The organism is Pseudoduganella aquatica (assembly GCF_020865585.1).
GTDB classification, from domain to species: Bacteria; Pseudomonadota; Gammaproteobacteria; order Burkholderiales; family Burkholderiaceae_D; genus Rugamonas; species Rugamonas aquatica_A.
Genome location: NZ_CP086370.1, coordinates 3,961,810 through 3,979,050, shown reverse-complemented (window position 1 = coordinate 3,979,050; position 17,241 = coordinate 3,961,810). Strand labels below are relative to the sequence as shown.

The 17,241-nt window shown below is 67.2% G+C and carries 13 protein-coding genes; 6 read left to right on the top strand and 7 right to left on the bottom strand.

Features of this window, described 5'->3' with window-relative positions; genetic code table 11:
* The first annotated feature begins 35 nt into the window (after positions 1–35).
* The 3 genes from KT882_RS17755 to KT882_RS17745 are packed head-to-tail and all read left to right on the top strand — an operon-like array spanning position 36 to position 3,909.
* Complete coding sequence (locus KT882_RS17755; protein ID WP_161071244.1) at positions 36–383, top strand: c-type cytochrome; 348 nt, start codon at positions 36–38, stop codon at positions 381–383.
* Positions 384–385: 2 nt separating this feature from the next.
* A complete protein-coding gene (locus KT882_RS17750; RefSeq protein WP_228892814.1) occupies positions 386–1,393 on the top strand; it encodes a cytochrome c oxidase subunit II in 1,008 nt (335 codons plus the stop codon).
* Complete coding sequence (locus tag KT882_RS17745; protein ID WP_228892813.1) at positions 1,390–3,909, top strand: cbb3-type cytochrome c oxidase subunit I; 2,520 nt, start codon at positions 1,390–1,392, stop codon at positions 3,907–3,909. The genes KT882_RS17750 and KT882_RS17745 overlap by 4 nt, the downstream gene beginning before the upstream one ends.
* A 6-nt stretch (positions 3,910–3,915) precedes the next feature.
* Here the strand turns inward: KT882_RS17745 and KT882_RS17740 are convergent, their stop codons facing one another.
* Positions 3,916–4,659 carry a DUF481 domain-containing protein gene (locus KT882_RS17740; protein WP_161071247.1) on the bottom strand — a complete coding sequence of 248 codons (744 nt, stop codon included), beginning with the start codon at positions 4,657–4,659 and terminating at the stop codon, positions 3,916–3,918.
* A gap of 104 nt (positions 4,660–4,763) precedes the next feature.
* Positions 4,764–5,528, bottom strand: a complete 765-nt coding sequence (locus KT882_RS17735) for an SDR family oxidoreductase (protein WP_161071248.1) — start codon at positions 5,526–5,528, stop codon at positions 4,764–4,766.
* A gap of 109 nt (positions 5,529–5,637) precedes the next feature.
* Between KT882_RS17735 and KT882_RS17730 the strand changes: the two genes are divergently transcribed.
* On the top strand, positions 5,638–6,567 hold the full coding sequence (locus KT882_RS17730) for a LysR family transcriptional regulator (RefSeq protein WP_161071249.1): 930 nt from the start codon (positions 5,638–5,640) through the stop codon (positions 6,565–6,567).
* A gap of 13 nt (positions 6,568–6,580) precedes the next feature.
* Here the strand turns inward: KT882_RS17730 and KT882_RS17725 are convergent, their stop codons facing one another.
* The 5 genes from KT882_RS17725 to KT882_RS17705 form a co-directional block, all read right to left on the bottom strand.
* Positions 6,581–7,051 (bottom strand): Lrp/AsnC family transcriptional regulator, encoded by a 471-nt coding sequence (locus tag KT882_RS17725; RefSeq protein ID WP_228892812.1) that lies wholly within the window; start codon positions 7,049–7,051, stop codon positions 6,581–6,583.
* A gap of 351 nt (positions 7,052–7,402) precedes the next feature.
* Complete coding sequence (locus KT882_RS17720) at positions 7,403–8,701, bottom strand: NCS2 family permease (RefSeq protein ID WP_228892811.1); 1,299 nt, start codon at positions 8,699–8,701, stop codon at positions 7,403–7,405.
* A 33-nt stretch (positions 8,702–8,734) separates the two neighbouring features.
* Positions 8,735–10,417: an ABC-F family ATP-binding cassette domain-containing protein gene (locus tag KT882_RS17715; protein WP_407682051.1), complete on the bottom strand. Its 1,683-nt coding sequence runs from the start codon at positions 10,415–10,417 to the stop codon at positions 8,735–8,737.
* A 194-nt stretch (positions 10,418–10,611) separates the two neighbouring features.
* On the bottom strand, positions 10,612–12,528 hold the full coding sequence (locus KT882_RS17710; RefSeq protein ID WP_228892806.1) for a phytase: 1,917 nt from the start codon (positions 12,526–12,528) through the stop codon (positions 10,612–10,614).
* Positions 12,528–15,065 (bottom strand): TonB-dependent receptor, encoded by a 2,538-nt coding sequence (locus KT882_RS17705; protein ID WP_228892805.1) that lies wholly within the window; start codon positions 15,063–15,065, stop codon positions 12,528–12,530. The genes KT882_RS17710 and KT882_RS17705 overlap by 1 nt, the downstream gene beginning before the upstream one ends.
* 163 nt (positions 15,066–15,228) lie before the next feature.
* On the opposite strand from KT882_RS17705, the gene KT882_RS17700 reads away from it, so the two are divergent.
* Together KT882_RS17700 and KT882_RS17695 are read left to right on the top strand one after the other, a co-directional pair.
* Positions 15,229–16,167, top strand: a complete 939-nt coding sequence (locus KT882_RS17700) for a GGDEF domain-containing protein (RefSeq protein ID WP_161071253.1) — start codon at positions 15,229–15,231, stop codon at positions 16,165–16,167.
* Positions 16,164–17,198 carry an AraC family transcriptional regulator gene (locus KT882_RS17695; RefSeq protein ID WP_228892803.1) on the top strand — a complete coding sequence of 345 codons (1,035 nt, stop codon included), beginning with the start codon at positions 16,164–16,166 and terminating at the stop codon, positions 17,196–17,198. Before KT882_RS17700 ends, KT882_RS17695 begins: the two co-directional genes overlap by 4 nt.
* Positions 17,199–17,241 lie beyond the last annotated feature (43 nt).

Here is a 17,241-nt window from a genome sequence, read left to right as displayed (position 1 = left end):
GTTCTACGGTGCGCACCTACCGGACAGTCGGCTGCATGGCTTTGACCCTGGCTACACTGGCCGGGTGCGGCGACGACGGTCCGGCCGGCATTCCCGTGCCCGGTGGCAATGCAGGTGTGGGAAGGGTACTGCTGGAGCGCTACCACTGCGCGGCTTGCCACAGCATTCCAGGCGTCGAAGGCGCGCAAGGCAGAACCGGCCCGGCGCTGGATACCTTCGGGCGCGCGAGCTATATCGCCGGAGACCTGCCCAATTCGCCGGACGTGCTGCAGCGCTGGATTGCCAACCCTGCGGCCATGAAGCCCGGTACCGCCATGCCCGCCATGGGCGTTTCGCCGGCCGATGCGCGTGACATGGCGGCCTATCTTTACACGCTGCGCTGACCATGGACGGCGTCCTCGCCCCCGCCAGCGCCGATGCCGCCATCATCGCGCAGATGGCATGGGTGCTGATCGCTGGCGCCGCGCTGGTCTTCGGCTGCGTGATGCTGCTGATGGGACTCAGCCTGCGCCGGCGTGCCGGAACGCTGCGGCCTGGCCTGTGGATCGTTGGCGGCGGCCTGTTGCTGCCCATCGCCGTGTTGTCGGCCTTGATGGCCTACAATGTCCGGCGCAGCACGCAACTGGCCACGCAGACCTCGCAAGGCGCGCTGGTGGTGTCGGTGACGGCCAGGATGTGGTGGTGGGAGGTGCGCTACCGCGATCCATCCGGTGGCACGGACATCGTGCTGGCCAACGAGCTGCACCTGCCGGCAGGCCGCCCGGTGTACCTGGCCCTCACCAGCACGGACGTGATCCACAGCTTCTGGGTGCCCGCGCTGGCGGGCAAGATGGACATGGTGCCGGGCCGGATGACCGGCCTTGCGCTGCGGCCGTCCAGGCCGGGCGTGTATCGCGGCCAGTGCGCCGAATACTGCGGCCTCCAGCACGCCAGGATGGCGCTGCACGTGGTCGTCGAGCCGCCTGCCGCTTTCGGCGCCTGGCTGGCGCACCAGGCCCGCCCGCAGCCGTCGCCGTTCACGCGCGCCACGGCCGCAAATGGCCATGATGGCCGCAGCGTGGCGGACGGCGAAGCCAGCGCGCGCCTGGCGCTGGGCCGCAGCGCGTTCGAGCGGCATTGCGCCGCCTGCCATGCCGTCCGCACCGCCATCAGCAGGTCCGAATCTGGGGCAGCGCCGGCGCGCGCAAGCTTGCCCGGCGCCGGTCCGGACCTGACGCACGTGGCCAGCCGCATGTACCTGGCGGCCGGGACGCTGCGCAACGATCCCGGCGCATTGGCAGCGTGGATAGCCGATCCCCATGTCCACAAGCGGGGAGTGCGCATGCCCGCCGCCGCAGGCATGGACCCGGCATCGCTGCAGGCGCTGGCCGCCTACCTGGAGCAACTGAAATGAGCCGCCTGCCCAGCAGCCTCCCGCGCCCGCCCGGCGAACTGGAACAGCTGGAGCGCGTGTGGCGCACGCCCGCCGGCTGGCGCCACTTCAGCACCGTCAACAACACCAATATCGGACGGTTGTATCTTGCCACCGCGCTGCTGTTCTTCCTGCTGGCCGGCGTACTTGGCCTGCTGATGCGCCTGCAACTGGCCGTGCCGGACAACACCCTGCTGGACGCCGCCACCTACAACCAGGTCTTCACCATGCACGGCACGGTGATGATGTTCCTGTTCGCCATCCCCGTGGTGGAGGCGTTCGCCGTCTACCTGCTGCCCGCCATGCTGGGCGCGCGCGACCTGCCGTTCCCGCGCCTGTCGGCCTACGCCTACTGGGCCTACGCCATAGGCGGCCTGGCTTTCTTCTGCACGCTGTTTGCCGGCCTCGCACCGGACGGTGGCTGGTTCATGTATCCGCCGCTCACCGGCAAAGCCTGGTCGCCGAGCCTGGGCGCCGACTTCTGGCTGCTCGGCATAGGCTTCATCGAGATATCCGCCATCGCCGGCGCCATCGAGCTCGTGATCGGCATCCTGTTCACCCGCGCGCCCGGCATGACGCTGGCGCGCATGCCGGTGTTCGCCTGGGCCATGCTGATCGTCGGCCTGATGATCGTGTTCGCCTTCCCGGCGGTGATCGCCGGCACCGCGCTGCTGGAGCTTGAACGCGCCTGGGACTGGCCGTTCTTTATCCCGGAACGCGGCGGCGACCCCGCCTTGTGGCAGCACTTGTTCTGGTTCTTCGGCCATCCCGAGGTGTATATCATCTTCCTGCCAGCCGCCGGGCTGGTGTCCACCATGCTGCCCGCCATTGCCGGCACGCCGCTGGTGGGACGGCGCGCCGTGATCTGGTCCATGGCCGCCACCGGCATCGTCAGCTTCGCGCTGTGGGCCCACCATATGTTCACCGGCGGGCTCACCTTGCTGTCCGCCAGCCTGGTCTCGGCGGCCAGCATGGTGGTGGCGATACCCGCCTCGGTGCAGGTGTTCGCCTGGATCGCCACCATGTGGCGCGGCAGCGTGCGGCGCGGCGCGGGCATGAACGGACCCGCCTTGTTCATGCTGGGCTTTCTGTTCATCTTTGCGCTCGGCGGGCTGACCGGCGTGATGGTGGCGGTGCTGCCCTTCGACTGGCAGGCGCACGACAGCTACTTCATCGTCGCCCACTTGCATTATGTGCTGGTGGGGGGCATGCTGTTCCCGGTCTTCGCGGGCATCTGCTACTGGCTGCCGCTGCTGAACGGGCACACCATGTCCGAACGCTGGACGCGCTGGTCATTCTGGCTGATGTTCGGCGGTTTCAATCTCGGCTTCTTCACCATGCACATCACCGGCCTGCAAGGCATGCCGCGCCGGGTCTACACTTATCCGGCGGACCTGGGCTGGAATGGCCTGAACGTGGTGTCCACCATCGGTTCCTTCGTGTTCGCGGCGGGCGTGCTGCTGTTCACTGTGGACGTGGTGCGCACGCTGTGCCGCCCAAAGAAGGACAAGGGCAACCCCTGGGGCGCACCGACCATGGAATGGCTGCCGGAAAAGGAGTACGGTCCGCGCAGCATTCCGCTGGTGGCGTCCACCGAGCCGCTGTGGGAGCAGGAAGGGCTGGCGGAACAGGTGGAGCAGGGCGCGCATTTCCTGCCCGGCACCGCCACCGGGCGGCGAGAAACCATGTTCACGAGCTGGAAGGATGCCAGCCCGCGCTACCTGCTGGTGCTGGCGGGTGACAGCTGGTGGCCGCTGGCGGCGGCCGCCGGCACGGCAGGCTACTTCCTGCTGCTGACCGTGAAATGGACCGCGACGGCATGGCTGTGCGGCCTGCTGGCGCTTGGCGCGGTGATGGCATGGCTGTGGCAGACCGACCGCATTCCGCCGATGGCCAGCGCCAGGGTGGCCGACAATCTGCTGCTGCCGGTGGGCGAGCGCGGCGGCAGGGGACATGCGTGGTGGGCTTGCGTCATCATGCTGGTGGTGGACGGCTGCATCTTCGCCTCGTTCGCGTTCGCCCACATCCATCTGGCGATGCGGCTGGAGGTGTGTCCGCCGCCGGGCGCCAGCCTGGCAGGGGCGCCATGGGCATGGCTGTCCAGCGCATTGTGGCTGGCCTCGGCGGGTCTGATCGCGCTGGCGTGCCGTCCGGCGCGCATGCAGGAAGGCGTGTCGCAGCGCGGCTTGCGGCTGCTGGTGATGGCGGCGCTGGCTTGCACGCTGGCTGCCATGGGTTGCGATATCGGAAGCCAGATGGAAGCCGGGCTGTCGCCGAGGCGGGATGGGTGGAGTGCGTCGGTTGCGGTGCTGACTTCTTACCAGGGGCTGCACGTGGTGCTGCTGGCGCTGGCGGGGCCGTATCTGTGCGCGCGCTCCTGGCGCCGGCATCTCACCGCCGCCAGCCGGGCCACGCTGAACAATGTGGCGCTGATCTGGTACTGCACGGCGGCGCAGGGCGTGCTGGCGGCATGGCTGCCGCGCATGATGGCGGATTGATGGGACTTAGAACGAATACACCAGCGTCAGCGAGGTTTGCGTATCGGTATTCTTCTTCTCGTCGGGCACGTTGGTGTCGCTGCGGGCGCTGAAGGCGGCCTTCATCTGCATGGTGCCGTTGATCTTGGTGCTGAGCGCCGTTTCAGCCTGCGAGTGCAGGTTGGACGTGCCGCGTTCCATGCTCACCGTTTGCGTGAACATAGCCGAAGGGCTGAGCTGCCAGCGCATCGATGCCGCGCCGCGCACGGTCATGCCGTTCTCGGACTCGCCGGTGGCGCGCGTGCCGGTGAAGTAGCCCGGACCCAGCTCCACATCCAGCGTCTTGTCGCGCGATTTGTACCAGCGCGAGCTGTGACCGACCGACAGCGAACTGTAAGTGGTGTAGGCGCCGAACTTGTCGTCCACATGGGAGCCGAGCACGAACAGCTTCTTGTTATCGTCCAGCAGCTTGTACGCGGCCTTGGCGGACAGTGCGAAACGCTCGGCCGAGCGCTCGCGCAGCTTGCTGCCGTTGTCGGTGTGGGTTTCGTCTTCCTTGAAATAGCCGCTCAGGATGTACTCGTTGCTCCAGTTTTCCAGCTCCTGGCGCGCGTCGATCTTGCCGGTGACGGAGGTGCCGACGGTGTTGCCGGTGGTGGTGATGGCGCCGAGTTCTGCGGAGGTGGACCAGGTGCGTTCGGGAATGTCTTGGGCGGCTGCGCCGCCGTGCGCGACGGCCAGCGTCAGCGCGATCAGGGATATCAGTTTCATGTGCGAAGTGCCGTGCCGGCGGGCCGGTCTGAATACGGTGAGCCAGCATTGTACCCGATTGATACTGGCCCAGCCGCACATGTGACATTCCGTTACGATACTGCTTAGGCTGCGAAGCCGCCGTCGATGGTCAGGCTGGCGCCGGTGACGAAGGCTGCTTCAGGGCTGGCCAGGTAGGCCACCATGCCGGCGATTTCTTCCGGACGGCCGTGGCGCTGGATGGCCATCAGGGCGTGCAGGGCTGCGCCGAAGTCGCCGTTCTCAGGGTTCATGTCGGTGTCCACCGGGCCAGGCTGCACGTTGTTGATAGTGATGCCGCGCGGAGCCAGGTCACGCGACAGGCCTTGCACCAGGCCGGTCAGGGCGGATTTGCTCATGGCGTAGGCGGCGCCGCCGGCGAACGGCATGCGCACGGCGTTGGTGCTGCCGATGTTGATGATGCGGCCACCCTTGTCCATGAACGGCAGCACCGATTGCACCGCCACGAACACGGCGCGGATGTTGACGGCCACGGTGTCGTCGAAGTCCTTCAGCGAAAACTCGGCCACGTCGCCCATGCGCAGCACGCCGGCGTTGTTCACCAGGATGTCGATCTTGCCGAATTGCGCGGCGGTCTGCTTGATGGCGGCGATAACGGCATCGGAATCGGCTGCATCGGCTTTCAGGGCCAGCGCGCGGCCGCCGGCGGCGGTGATGCTGGCCACCAGCGCGTCCGCCACGGCGGACGAGGACTGGTAGGTGAATGCGACGGCGGCGCCGCCTTCGGCCAGGCGGCGGACGGTTGCTGCGCCGATGCCGCGTGCGCCGCCGGTCACGAAGGCGACTTTGTTAGCGAAGGTGGTAGCGGTGGTGATGGTTGCGGTGGTCATTTTGAATCTCCTTGGGGTTGGTTGATGAATCCAGTATGTCCCACGCATTAGGCTTGCGCTAGGTGGTAATCTGCCGTATCAGTTTCAACCAATGGTATAAAATAGCCTGATGGAACCGCTCAACTACCTTGAATCCTTCATCCAGGCTGCGGAAACCGGCAGTTTTTCGGCCGCCGCGCGCCGTTTGGGGCTGACGCCCGCCGCCGTGAGCAAGAACGTGGCGCGGCTGGAAGCTAGCCTGGGCCTGCGCCTTTTCCAGCGCAGCACCCGCAGCCTGACGCTTACCAGCGGCGGCGAGCGCTTCCTGCACCAGATAGGCGGCGCCTTCGCCACGGTGCAGGACGCCATCGTCAATGCGGCGGCGGACGAGGGCCAGCCTTCGGGTGTGCTGAAGGTGGGCATGGCGCTGGCTTTCGGCCGCGAATATGTGCTGCCCATGCTGGATGGCTTCCTGGAGCGCTATCCTGCCGTGCTGCCGGACTGGCACTTCGACAACCGCGCGGTGGATTTGATCGGCGACGGATTCGACGCCGCCATCGGCGGCGGCATAGAGCTGACGCAGGGCGTGGTGGCGCGCGAGCTGGCTCGGGCGCACGTGGTGGCCGCCGCGTCGCCGGCCTATGTGGCGCAGCGGCGCATGCCGGAGCACCCGTCAGAGCTGGCGGAGTTCGACAGCATCGTGCGCCGTTCGGCGGGCACGGGCCGCGCCAAGGTGTGGACGCTAAGGCACGAGAACGGCGACGAAGCGCTGGCCGCCGGCCGCCCCCGCATCATCTTTGACGACCCGGAAGCGATGGCCTACGCGGCCATGCGCGGCCTGGGCGTGGCGCTGCTGCCCATGCCGCATGCGGCGCGCTGGCTGAAAAGCGGAGCGCTGGTCAGGCTCCTGCCCGGCTGGCGCGGGGACGCGGGGCCGGTATCGGTCTACTACCCGAGCAAGAAGCTGCTGCCCGCAAAGACGCGGGTCTTTGTCGACCACGTGGTGGAGCATTTCCGGAAGCCGGAAATGGTGGCCTTGCTTGACAGCCGGAATTATTAGGCAGCCGCAACGCCTAAGGCTCCACCGAGTGCGCGCGCTTGAGGCAGCGCAGCACGAAGGTGGAGCGGCTGTGGCGCAGGCCGGGCAGCTTGTACAGTTTGCGGCGCAGGAATTCCTCGTAGCCCGCCGTACCCGCCACCGCCACCTTGATCAGATAATCGTACTCGCCGGTGAGCAGGTAGGCCTCGATTACTTCCGGCAGTCCCGCAAGCGCCTGGCCGAACTTCTCGAAGATGTCGTCGTCGTGCCGGTCCAGCGTTACTTCGATGATGACGGTATCCGGCAGGCCGAGCGCCTGCTGGTTCAGCACCGCCGTATAGCTTTCGATCACGCCGCTTTCCTCCAGTGCCCGCACGCGGTTCCAGCACGGCGTGGTGGACAGGCCAACCTGTTCGGCCAGTTTGGTGTTGCTCAGCCGCCCGTCGCGGCGCAGCGCGCGCAGGATGCGGCGGTCGGTTTCATCGATGCTTGGTGAACTATTCACGTTTCCGCCTGGAATGAAGAAGAATGTTCTTCATTCTAGCTAAAACTAGGTAATTTCAGGAAGCCTATTTTTACCTTGCGGCCGTATAGTTCTTACATGAACACATCCACCGCCACCGCCCTGAAAAACCTGCGCTTCACGATAGAAGCGGAAGCAGCCCTGTCCACGCTCGAGAACGCGCTCGCGATTGTGCGCCGGGCCGGCATTACCTTGCGCGACATGCGCATCAGCCAGTGTGCGCAAGGGATGGAGGTCTGGATGCGGCTGGCCGCGCCGGAGGAGGATCTTCTGACGTTGTGCCGCATGCGGCTGCACAACGTCGTCGGCATCCTGGCCATCAAGGAGACGGGATTAAGCCGGAAGGTAGGCGTACTTGAACGTGAACACGGCGGCGATGATCCACACAATGGGTTTCACCTCGCGGGCGCGGCCGGTCAGCAGCTTGAGCACCGCGTAGGTGATGAAGCCGAAGGCGATGCCGTGCGCAATCGAGTACGTGAACGGAATCAGCATGGCGGTGATACCGGCCGGCACGCTTTCCGTGGTGTCGGACCAGTCTATGTCCGCCAGGTCGCGCAGCATCAGGCAGGCCACGAACAGTAGCGCGGGCGCGGTGGCGTAGGCCGGCACGGCACCCGCCAGCGGCGCAATGAACAAACAGGCCAGGAACAGCGCGGCCACCACCAGCGCGGTCAGCCCGGTGCGACCGCCGGCCTGCACGCCCGCCGCGCTTTCCACGTAGGCGGTGGTGCTGGAAGTGCCCAGCAGCGAACCGGCCACGATGGCGGCGCTGTCGGCAAGCAGGGCCTTGTTCATGCGTTCCATCTTGCCCGGCACCAGCAGGCCTGCGCGGTTGGCCACGCCCATCAGCGTGCCGGTGGCGTCGAACAGTTCAACCAGGAAGAACACCAGCACCACGTTGACGATGCCGACTGACAGCGCACCCTTGACGTCCAGTTTCAGCAGCGTTGGATCGAGCGACGGCGGGGCGGAGAAGACGCCCTTGAACTGGTTGCCGCCAAAGACGAAGCTGAGCAGGGTGACCGCGACGATGCCGATCAGGATGGCGCCCCGCACTTTCAGCTTGTCCAGCGCGACGATGAGCATGAAGCCGAAAATGGCCATCAGCGCGGGCGGCTTGTGCAGGTCGCCGGCCGTGACCATGGTGGCTGGATTGGCGGTGACGATGCCCGCGCTCTTGAGCGCGATCAGCGCCAGGAACAGGCCCAGGCCGACCGTAATGGCGGTGCGCAGCGCGTGCGGAATGCCGTTGACTATCATGCCGCGCAGTCCGAGCAGGCTCACGACGACGAACAGGCAGCCCGAAATAAACACCGCGCCCAGCGCGGATTGCCAGGGAATGCCCATGCCCAGCACGACGGCATAGGCAAAGTAGGCGTTCAGGCCCATGCCGGGGGCCATGCCGATGGGGTAGTTGGCGTACAGCGCCATGACGGCGGTGCCCAGCGCGGCAGCCAGGCAGGTGGCGACAAACACGGCTTCCTTGGGCACGCCGGCGTCGCCAAGGATGGCGGGATTGACGAAGATAATGTACGCCATGGTGAGGAAGGTGGTGATGCCCGCCACCGTTTCCGTCCGCACGTCCGAGCCGGCTTCTTTTAGTTTGAACAGCTTTTCAGCGATGGACATTGCGGCTCCCGTGATTGTGTTGGAAGAAGCATATCATTTCCCGGCCAGCGACCAAATGCCGTTTTGGTAATTCAGCGCATGGGTAGCTCGCAGCGCTTCGAGGAAGCGGGCGTCGTGCGAGACCACGGCCAGCGCGCCGGTGTAGGCTTGCAGGGCGTGTTCCAGCGCCCGCACCGAGGCCAGATCGAGGTGGTTGGTGGGCTCGTCGAGCAGCAGGAACTGGGCGGGCTGATTGCGCCACAGGGCGCAGGCCAGGGCGGCTTTCAGTCTTTCGCCGCCGCTTAGACGTTCTGACGGGGTATGGACTTGCGCGGCGTGGAGGCCGAGCAGCGCCAGGCGGCTGCGCAACTCGCCTTCCGGCAGCGGGCTATCGAGCTCGCGCAGGCGCTCCAGCACCGTCATGTGCGCAGGCAGCAGCGCGGCGGCGTGCTGGTCCAGCCAGGCATGGGGCACGCTGACGCGGCAGGCGCCGGACAGCGGCGGCAGCAAGCCTGCCATTATCTTCAGCAGCGTGGTCTTGCCGCAGCCATTGGGACCAGTGATGGCCAGCCGCACAGGGCCGGACAGCGTGAAGTCCAGCGTTGCCGGCGCGTCGCCGAGCGAGCGCTGTTCGGGCGCACGCGGATCTCGCGGCAGAGGAAAAGGGGGCATTAGCGCGTCAAACTCGAGCACGCGTTTGCCCGGCGGGACTGTGCTCGCCGGCAGCAGCAGGGCCACCGGCGCAGGCGCGTTGACGCGGGATGCGGCTTCGCGCACCGCTTCGTCGTGCGCGGCGATGGTCTCCGCGCGGCGCTGCGTGTCGCGGCCCGCCGTCGCTTCGGCCTGGCGTTTCAGTTTGCCGCGCAGGATGGGGGCGATGTTGGCTTCCTTGCCGGCCCTGGCGTTGCGGGCGGCACGTGCCTGCTGCGTGTCGTGCTGCTTGCGCAGTGCGCGCTGGGCGGCGTCCCGTTCGTTGCGGGCGTGTTCCAGCGCGCCGTGCGCCGCATTTCCTGCCGCTTCGCGCTGTGCTTCATAGTGGCTGTAGTTGCCGCCGTAGCTGTGCAGGCCTGCGGCGTCCAGCTCCACGATGCGCTCCATGGCCTCCAGCAGTTCGCGGTCATGGCTCACGATGACGGCGCCGCCGCGCCAGGCCAGCAGGCGCGCCTGCAGCCACGCGCGGCCTGCGCGGTCCAGGTGGTTGGTCGGTTCATCCAGCACCAGTCCGTCCGCCTGGGACAGGAAGGCGCCCGCCAGCGCAATGCGCATCAACTCGCCGCCGCTCAGGCTTGCGGCTCTGTCGCCGGGCCGCAGACCGGGCATGCCGGAATCGGACAGCGCTTGCGCAAACTCGGAGGCGATGGACCAGCGGCCTTCCAGCAGGTCCAGGTCTTCGGCGCGGACCTCTCCTGCGTCCATGCGCGCCAGTGCATCGAACAGCGGGGCCAGGCCGGCGACTGCGGCCACAGTGTCTCCGGCAGCGGGGCGTACCTCCTGCGGCACGTATGCCAGGCTGCCGGACCGCAGCACCGTGCCGCTGCCGGGCGCCAATTGGCCAGCCAGCATGCGCGCGAACAGGCTTTTCCCCGTGCCGTTGGCGCCCACAAGGCCGGTGCGCTCGGCGTGGAAGCAGGCTTCCAGGCGGTCGAAAAGCAGCCGCCCTGTGGGAAGCGCGAAGGATACGTCTCGCAGGGAGATGGAGAACGCGCCCGAAAACGCGGGCGCATTGGATTGCGCCATTGCCACCGCAGCGGTGGCGTGGATATGATTTGCCATAAGTAAGCTCCAGACGGGTCATGCAGCCGCATGGTGCGGACGCATCGTCACTCGCATGCCGCGTTGCGGACTTGCGATCTCTTGCTGAGGGGGCTTACTTGCGCATCGGCGTTTACTCCTGAAAAAGCGCTGCCCGAAAATTGGGCAGCGCACGCATTCTAGCGCAGCTTCAGGGCGCTGGCAATGTCGGACCAGGCAACATACTTGAAGTTCTGCGGGCCGTCCGGCAGGCGCTTGTAGCCGTCCTGCACCACCAGCATGCCTTCGGCGTATGGCCCGCCCAGATTGGCCGAGCTGACATCCAGGCCATCGGTTTCCGACGCGCCGTCTATGCCCGCCGCCACGTTCACGCCGATGCGGAAGCTGCCGCGCACCTTGTGCGGCGCGTCCGCGTCCAGCACCACGTAGCTGTTGCTGCCCTGGCTGGAGACCACCAGGTAGCTCGCCTGTGCGCCGTGATAGAGCGACATGCCTTCCACGTCGGCGGTCAGCACGCCGCCCACCGGCAGTATCATGCGCATGGCCGAACCCTGGTCCGCCGCTGCGGGCAGCGTCCACACGCCGCGCTTTTCCTCGCCCACGAACAACCGGCCGCTGCGGTCGTCCGCGACGCAGCCTTCCGGCTGGGTGGCGACCTTGAAGCTGCGCAGCAGGGTGCTGGTAAAAGTGCCGTCCTTGCGGCCTATGCGGTAGTGCTGGAAGGTGCCGTCCTTGTCGTTGACGAATGCTTCCAGGCCGCCGCCCGCTGGCTGGTAGACGCAGATGCCGTAGATTTTCTCCAGGCCGGTGGGGAAGCGTACAGCCTCGGCCACTGTACCGTTGGGGTCTATCGTGAACAGCACCATGGTGTTGTCGTCGCGCTGGGTGGCCAGGGCGAGGTCATGGCGGGCGCCGTCCAGCAGCACGTTCTGGCGCAGGTCCACATTGTTCAGGCGGCCGGACTCCAGCAACTGGGTCTGTTCGCCTTGCATGTCGTAGACCAGCAAGCCTTGTTTCTTGTTGGTGCCGAGCACGCGCGACGCGGCAGGGCTGGATGGATGGACCCAGATGGCCGGATCGTCCGCAGCGTCGCCCAGGCGGGCCATGGGTTCGGTCTGTGCGCGCGGGAGCACGATGGCCGGCGCTGCGGAGGCAACTGCGGCGGTGCGGGAGGCGCCTGCCTGCGCTGGCAGGCCGGCGGGCACCGCGCGCCAATGTTTTGCGTCCTCGCTGTTCAGCAGCAGCTCGGCGGCGCCGGCGCCGGATATGCGGCTGGCCAGTGCGCGGCTGTTGGCTGCGTCGGCCAGAGCGCGTGGCGCCTGCGCCTGCCATGCGCCGTCGCGCTGGCCGAACACGTAGAGCTGCTTGCCCTTGGCGTCCAGCATGGCGACGCCGCCGGGCAGCAGCGCCAGCGCGCCCGGGCCGCCGGACAGTTTGCCGTAGGGCTGGCGCAGGGCCAGCACATGGCGCTCGCCCGCGCCTTCCGCTTCCGCCCGGTAGGCCCACAGGCCCATGCCGGATTCGCTGACGAACAGCGTGCCGGTGGCGTCGTCCACGCGGCAGTGCCGCACGTGCGTCGGCAGGGCGAGCTTGCGCACCAGCTTGCGCTCGGCGCCGTCCAGCAGCCACTGTTCGCTCTGGCCGTCCTTGGCGATCAGGAACTGGTAGCTGATGTCCTGGGCGTCGCGGTACAGGCAGGCCGCTTCGGCGGCGAAGGAGGGCGCAGGGAAGGGCGCTTGCAGGCGCAGCGTGCCTGCCGCCAGGTCCGCGTCGATGGCGACGGCGCGCTCGGTATTCGAGTCCACCAGCGTGGCGAGCACGCCGCCTGACTGGCTGCGCGTATCGAGCTGCTTGCCGCGCACGGCGTAGCGGGCGCGCTCCTTGCCGCCGGCGTCCAGCAGGCGCAAGGCGTTCTTGTCGAGCGCCAGCCAGCCGCCGTCGGGCAAGGCCGCCAGTTCGGCGGCGCCGGCCACGGTGCTGATGGCGGCGGCCACGCCGTTGGCCTGGGCGCCGGATGCCGCCGCCGGCTGCGCGGCGGCGATTCCGGACAGCGCAGCGATCAGCGCTGCAATCGTAGTTGTTTGAGTCTTCATCATCAGAACAGGTTGGCTTTCAGGGAGATTTTGTAGGTGCGGCCATACTGTTCGTACTGCGCGTTGTGGTTTTTCACGCCCTGGTAGACGTAGTACTTCTCGTTGTTCAGATTGGACGCCTCGAACTGCAGTTGCAGCTGTTTGCTGATCTGGTAGGCGAACGAGAAGTCGAGCTGCTTCTGGCTGTCCACGATGCGGTCCTGCGCCGGGTTCAGGATGTCGCTCCCCATTTCAAGCAGGTACTCGGACTTGTAGTTCAGCGCCAGGCGGGTGCTGACCGGGCCTTGTTCGTAGCCCAGCATCACATTCATCACGCGGTCCGACTGGCCCGGCATGGTGATGTTGCGCGACAGGACCTTGCCCGCCCTGGTGTCGAAGCGTGCCACGTTGGCCTTGGAGTCGCTCAGCGTGGCGTTCACGCCCGCCAGCAGGTTGTTGAACGGCGCCGGCAGCATGCGCAGCGGCTGGGTCCACGCCAGCTCCAGGCCCTTTACGCTGGCCTTGTCGCCGTTGGCGTAGGACGTGGCGGTGGTGTAGCCCACCCATTTGCCGGTGCCCGCCAGGTTGGTGGTGTAGGTGAAGTTCTTGATGTCCTTGTGGAAGGCATAGGCGGAAATGGTGCCATCGGTGCCGAGGATGCGTTCCACGCCCAGGTCCAGGTTGCGCGCCTGCAGCGGCGCCAGGTCCGGGTTGCCGATGGTTGCTTCGGTGGCGCTGGCCAGGGTCACGCCCGGGGCCAACTGGCTGAAGTTGGCGCGCACCACGGCCTTGGTGACGGCGGCGCGGATGCTGGTGTGTTCATCGGCGTCGTAGCGTGCCTGCAGCGACGGCAGCCAGTTGGTGTAGGAGCGCTCGCGGGATAATGGCGTAATGGCCGTGCCGTTGATCTGCGAGCCTGCGGCGTCGAAACTGGTGCGCTCGGCGCGCACGCCGGCCAGCACGCGCCATGCGTCCCAGGACAGCGTGTTTTGCGCATAGGCCGAATCGATGTCCTCGTTCATGCGGTAGTCGTTGATGGCGGACTCGGACGCCAGGCGTGCGGCGTTGCGGTCCAGGCCTGCGATGCGGGCGCGCACGGCGGCCGGGTCGATGGCGGCGCCGATGCGGCCCAGTTTATAGTCCAGCTCATTCGCGCCCACAAAGGCCGTCATGGCAGTCGAGCCCGTGCCCCAATAGTTGCCGCTGGTGGCCTTGCTGCTGTTGTAGGCCCACTGGTTGGTGTCGTTGGTCTTTTCGCGGCGGCTGGTCTTGGCGCCGACCTTCAGCGTGGAGCGCATTTCGCCCAGCGGGAAGGTGTGCGACAGGTCGATGCGGGCGTGGTGTTCCTTGTCTTCCGAGTAGCGCTGCTGCAGCGTGATGGCGTTCAGGCTGTAGTTGGCCGGATCGTAGATGCCGGCCGGCGCCACCAGCTGCGGCTTGCCGCCGTCGGTAAAGCCCACGCCTGCGAAGTTGGCGTTGCCGCGGAAGCGCGCGTCGTTGATGGATTCCGGCGTGTCCTCGTTGGCGCGGCTGGCGCCGCCCTCGACGTTCAGCTGCCAGTCGCCGAATTTCTGTTCCGTGCCCAGCACCGTGGAGCGGATCTCCTGCGTGTATTTGCGCTGGCGCAGGCGGCGTTCGCCGCGCGCGCCGGCCGTGGCGCCATCGGTGACGCTGCCGCCGGTGATGCTGCTGATGGTGAGGCGGTCGCGTACTTCGTCATCGCTGAAGCGGCTCAGCAGGTTGCGCATGAACCAGTTGCTGCCGGCGGCGGGGCGGTAGTCCAGATTGACGGCGGCGGCGCGGCGTTCGCGCACGGGCAGGTAGTCGCGGAATTCAAAGCCGCTCAGTTTGTCGCCGTCCCAGGCGCCGCCGGTTTCCACGTTGTCGGAGCCGAACTTGCGCTTTTCGCCGCTCAGTCCGACGGCCACGCCCAGCTTGCCGTCCATGAAGCGCTGCGCCCACAGCAGGCCGGCGCTCGGGCTGGTCTGCTCGGTGTTCTGGTCGCGGCTCGCCGCCGCCGTGACGGACAGCACTTTGCCCGGCAGGTCGAAGGCGGACAGCGATTTCACTTCCACGGTGGCGCCCAGGGAGTTGGCGTCCATGTCCGGCGTCAGCGTCTTGCTCACTTCCAGAGAGCGGATCAGGCCCGCCGGCAGGATGTCCAGCGCCACGGCGCGGCGGCCCGATTCAGGCGACGGCACCAGTGCGCCATTGATGGTGACGGCGTTCAGGTCCGGGCCGAGGCCGCGCACGGTGATATAGCGGCCTTCGCCCTGGTCGCGCTGCACCGACACGCCCGGCAGGCGGGCCAGCGCTTCGGCGGCGTTCTTGTCCGGCAGGCCGCCGATGTCGTCGCTGCTGACGACGCTGATGATGTTGTCGGCCTTGTCCTGCGCGGCGATGGACTTGCGCATGCTGGCCTGCTGGCCGGTGACGACCACGACGCCCGCAATGGCGGTCGATTCGACGACCTGGGCGTGCACGCCCAGGGAAGTCAGCATGGCCAGTACGCCCATGCTGAGGGCGGACAAGCGGAACGTTGGCGCAGTTGGGATATTCATGATTTTTTTGCTTGGTTGAATAGTTGAGAGAACGCTGCGCATTGTAGGAATCGAATATGTCGCTTCTGTTACAAAGAGGGGGCGGCGAGTGAGCCGTTTGCACCTCCCCCTTGTGTGACGAGGCTGTCACACTGCGGTCACATCGCGCGGCTATGCTGCCGCGATGCTAAAACTGCACCGTCCCTATCTGATCCTGTCGGCCCTTGGCCTGCTGCTGTTCCCCATGCTTTACGCCAGCCTGGGCGTGGCCAAGCCACTGTCGCACTGGAAGTGGCTGGATATCTTCTGCGAGGGCGGCACCGCCGCCATGGCGGGTATCTGGCTGCTGATTACCCTGAGCAGCAGGCCGGGCGGCCTGGTCACGCGCCTGCTGGCGCTGGGGCTGGCGGCCATCATGCTGGGTTCATGGGCGGACTGCCTGGACGAGTTTTTCCACATCGCCAAGGACCAGGTGTGGGACAACTGGCTGGAGGCGCTGATGCCGCTGGGGATGCTGACGCTGACGGCCGGCCTGTATTACTGGCGCCAGGAGCAGTTCAACCTGAACGAGCACTTGCAGAAGCGCGAACGCCTGTTCCGCGACCACCGCGCTTTCGACCGGGTGACGCAGCTGGCCGGCGCGGACTATCTGCGCGCGCAGATAAGGCTTGAGCACGAGCGCGCGCCCGGCACGGCCTGTGCGCTGGTGCTGCTGGATATAGACGGCTTCCATAAAATCAACCGCGAACTGGGGCAGCGCGAGGGCGACCGGGTACTGCAGGCGGTGGGCCATATGCTGCTGCTCAACCTGCGCAATGAAGACCTGCTGTGCCGCTACGCGGGGGACCGCTACGCCATCCTGCTGCCGGGGATGGGACAGGCCGAGGCGCAGGAACTGGCCGAGCATGTGTGCGCCATGGTGGGCAGCATGCGGCATTCGGCGCCGGGCGGGCGGGTCCGGGTCGGCCTGCGGCACGCCTGCACGATGGCCGAAGGCAATCCCGAGGCGCTGCTGGCCGAACTGGGCAAGGCGGTCGACCTGGCGTCCGCGCAGGCAAGCGGCAAGGACGGTGAGGCGGACCGCATGCACGCCGACGTGCGGCGCAAGCCGGCGATGGCGTGATCCACCCCGACGATGGCGCGGTCGCATATCACGGCGCCGGCGACGCGGTAATCCCTGCGCGGCACCAGCCCTGGCTGGTCCTGGACTACGCGGCGAGCCGCGACGCCGCCTTGCCTGCCTTGTGGCGGGGAACCGGGCTTGCTGGCCCCGAGCCGCCGCCCGAAGACCTGCAGCTGGCGCCGCAGCAGTACCTGCAACTGCTGCAAAACGCGGCCCGCGTGCTGGACAGCGCGGACACCGCCTTCATGCTGGGCCAGCACATGCTGCCGGGCCAGTACGGCGCGGCCAGCGCGGCGCTGCTGGCGTCGGGCAGCCTGCGCGAGGCGCTGGAGACGCTTGCGGGCAGCCAGCGCGCGCTCTCGCCGCTGCTGTGCCCACGCTTCCGGCAGGAAGGGGAACTGGCGGCACTGTACTGGACCGACTGTTATGGCGCGCCCAGCCAGCTAGCCTTCCTGGCCGAGATGCATATGACCGCGCTGGCGTCGATGTGCCGCTGGCTGAGCGGCGAGCGGCTGCCGTGGCGCTTCTGCTTCAACCGCACCCGCCCGCGCTACACGGAACAGCATGAAGTACACCTTGGCGCCGACCTGCGCTTCGACTGCCATCTGGACGCCATGCTGATCGACAGCGCCTGGCTGGACCGCCCGTGGCCCGCGACGGCAGCACCGGCGGCCCCGCCTGCAAGCCCGGCTTCAGCAACGCCCCCCAGCCTGCTGACCGCGCTTTATGACTACCTGCTGGCCCGTGTACGCACCGCGCCCACGCTGGAGCAGACGGCGGCGGACTTCGCGGTCAGCCCGGCCACGCTGAAACGCCACCTGGCGCGCCACAACACCCATTTCCAGGCCGAGCTGGACCAGGTGCGCACCCACGTCGCGCTCTACCTGTTCCAGACCCGCCGCGCCGACAACGAGGACGTGGCCCGCCACCTCGGCTTCCACGACGCCACCAACTTCCGCCGCTCCTTCAAGCGCTGGACCGGCCAGACGCCTGGGGTGCTGCGCGCATCCCTGCTGGGCGCCGCACGATAATCATCTCTGCGGCTGGGCTGCATTGTTATAGAATAGGCACCCA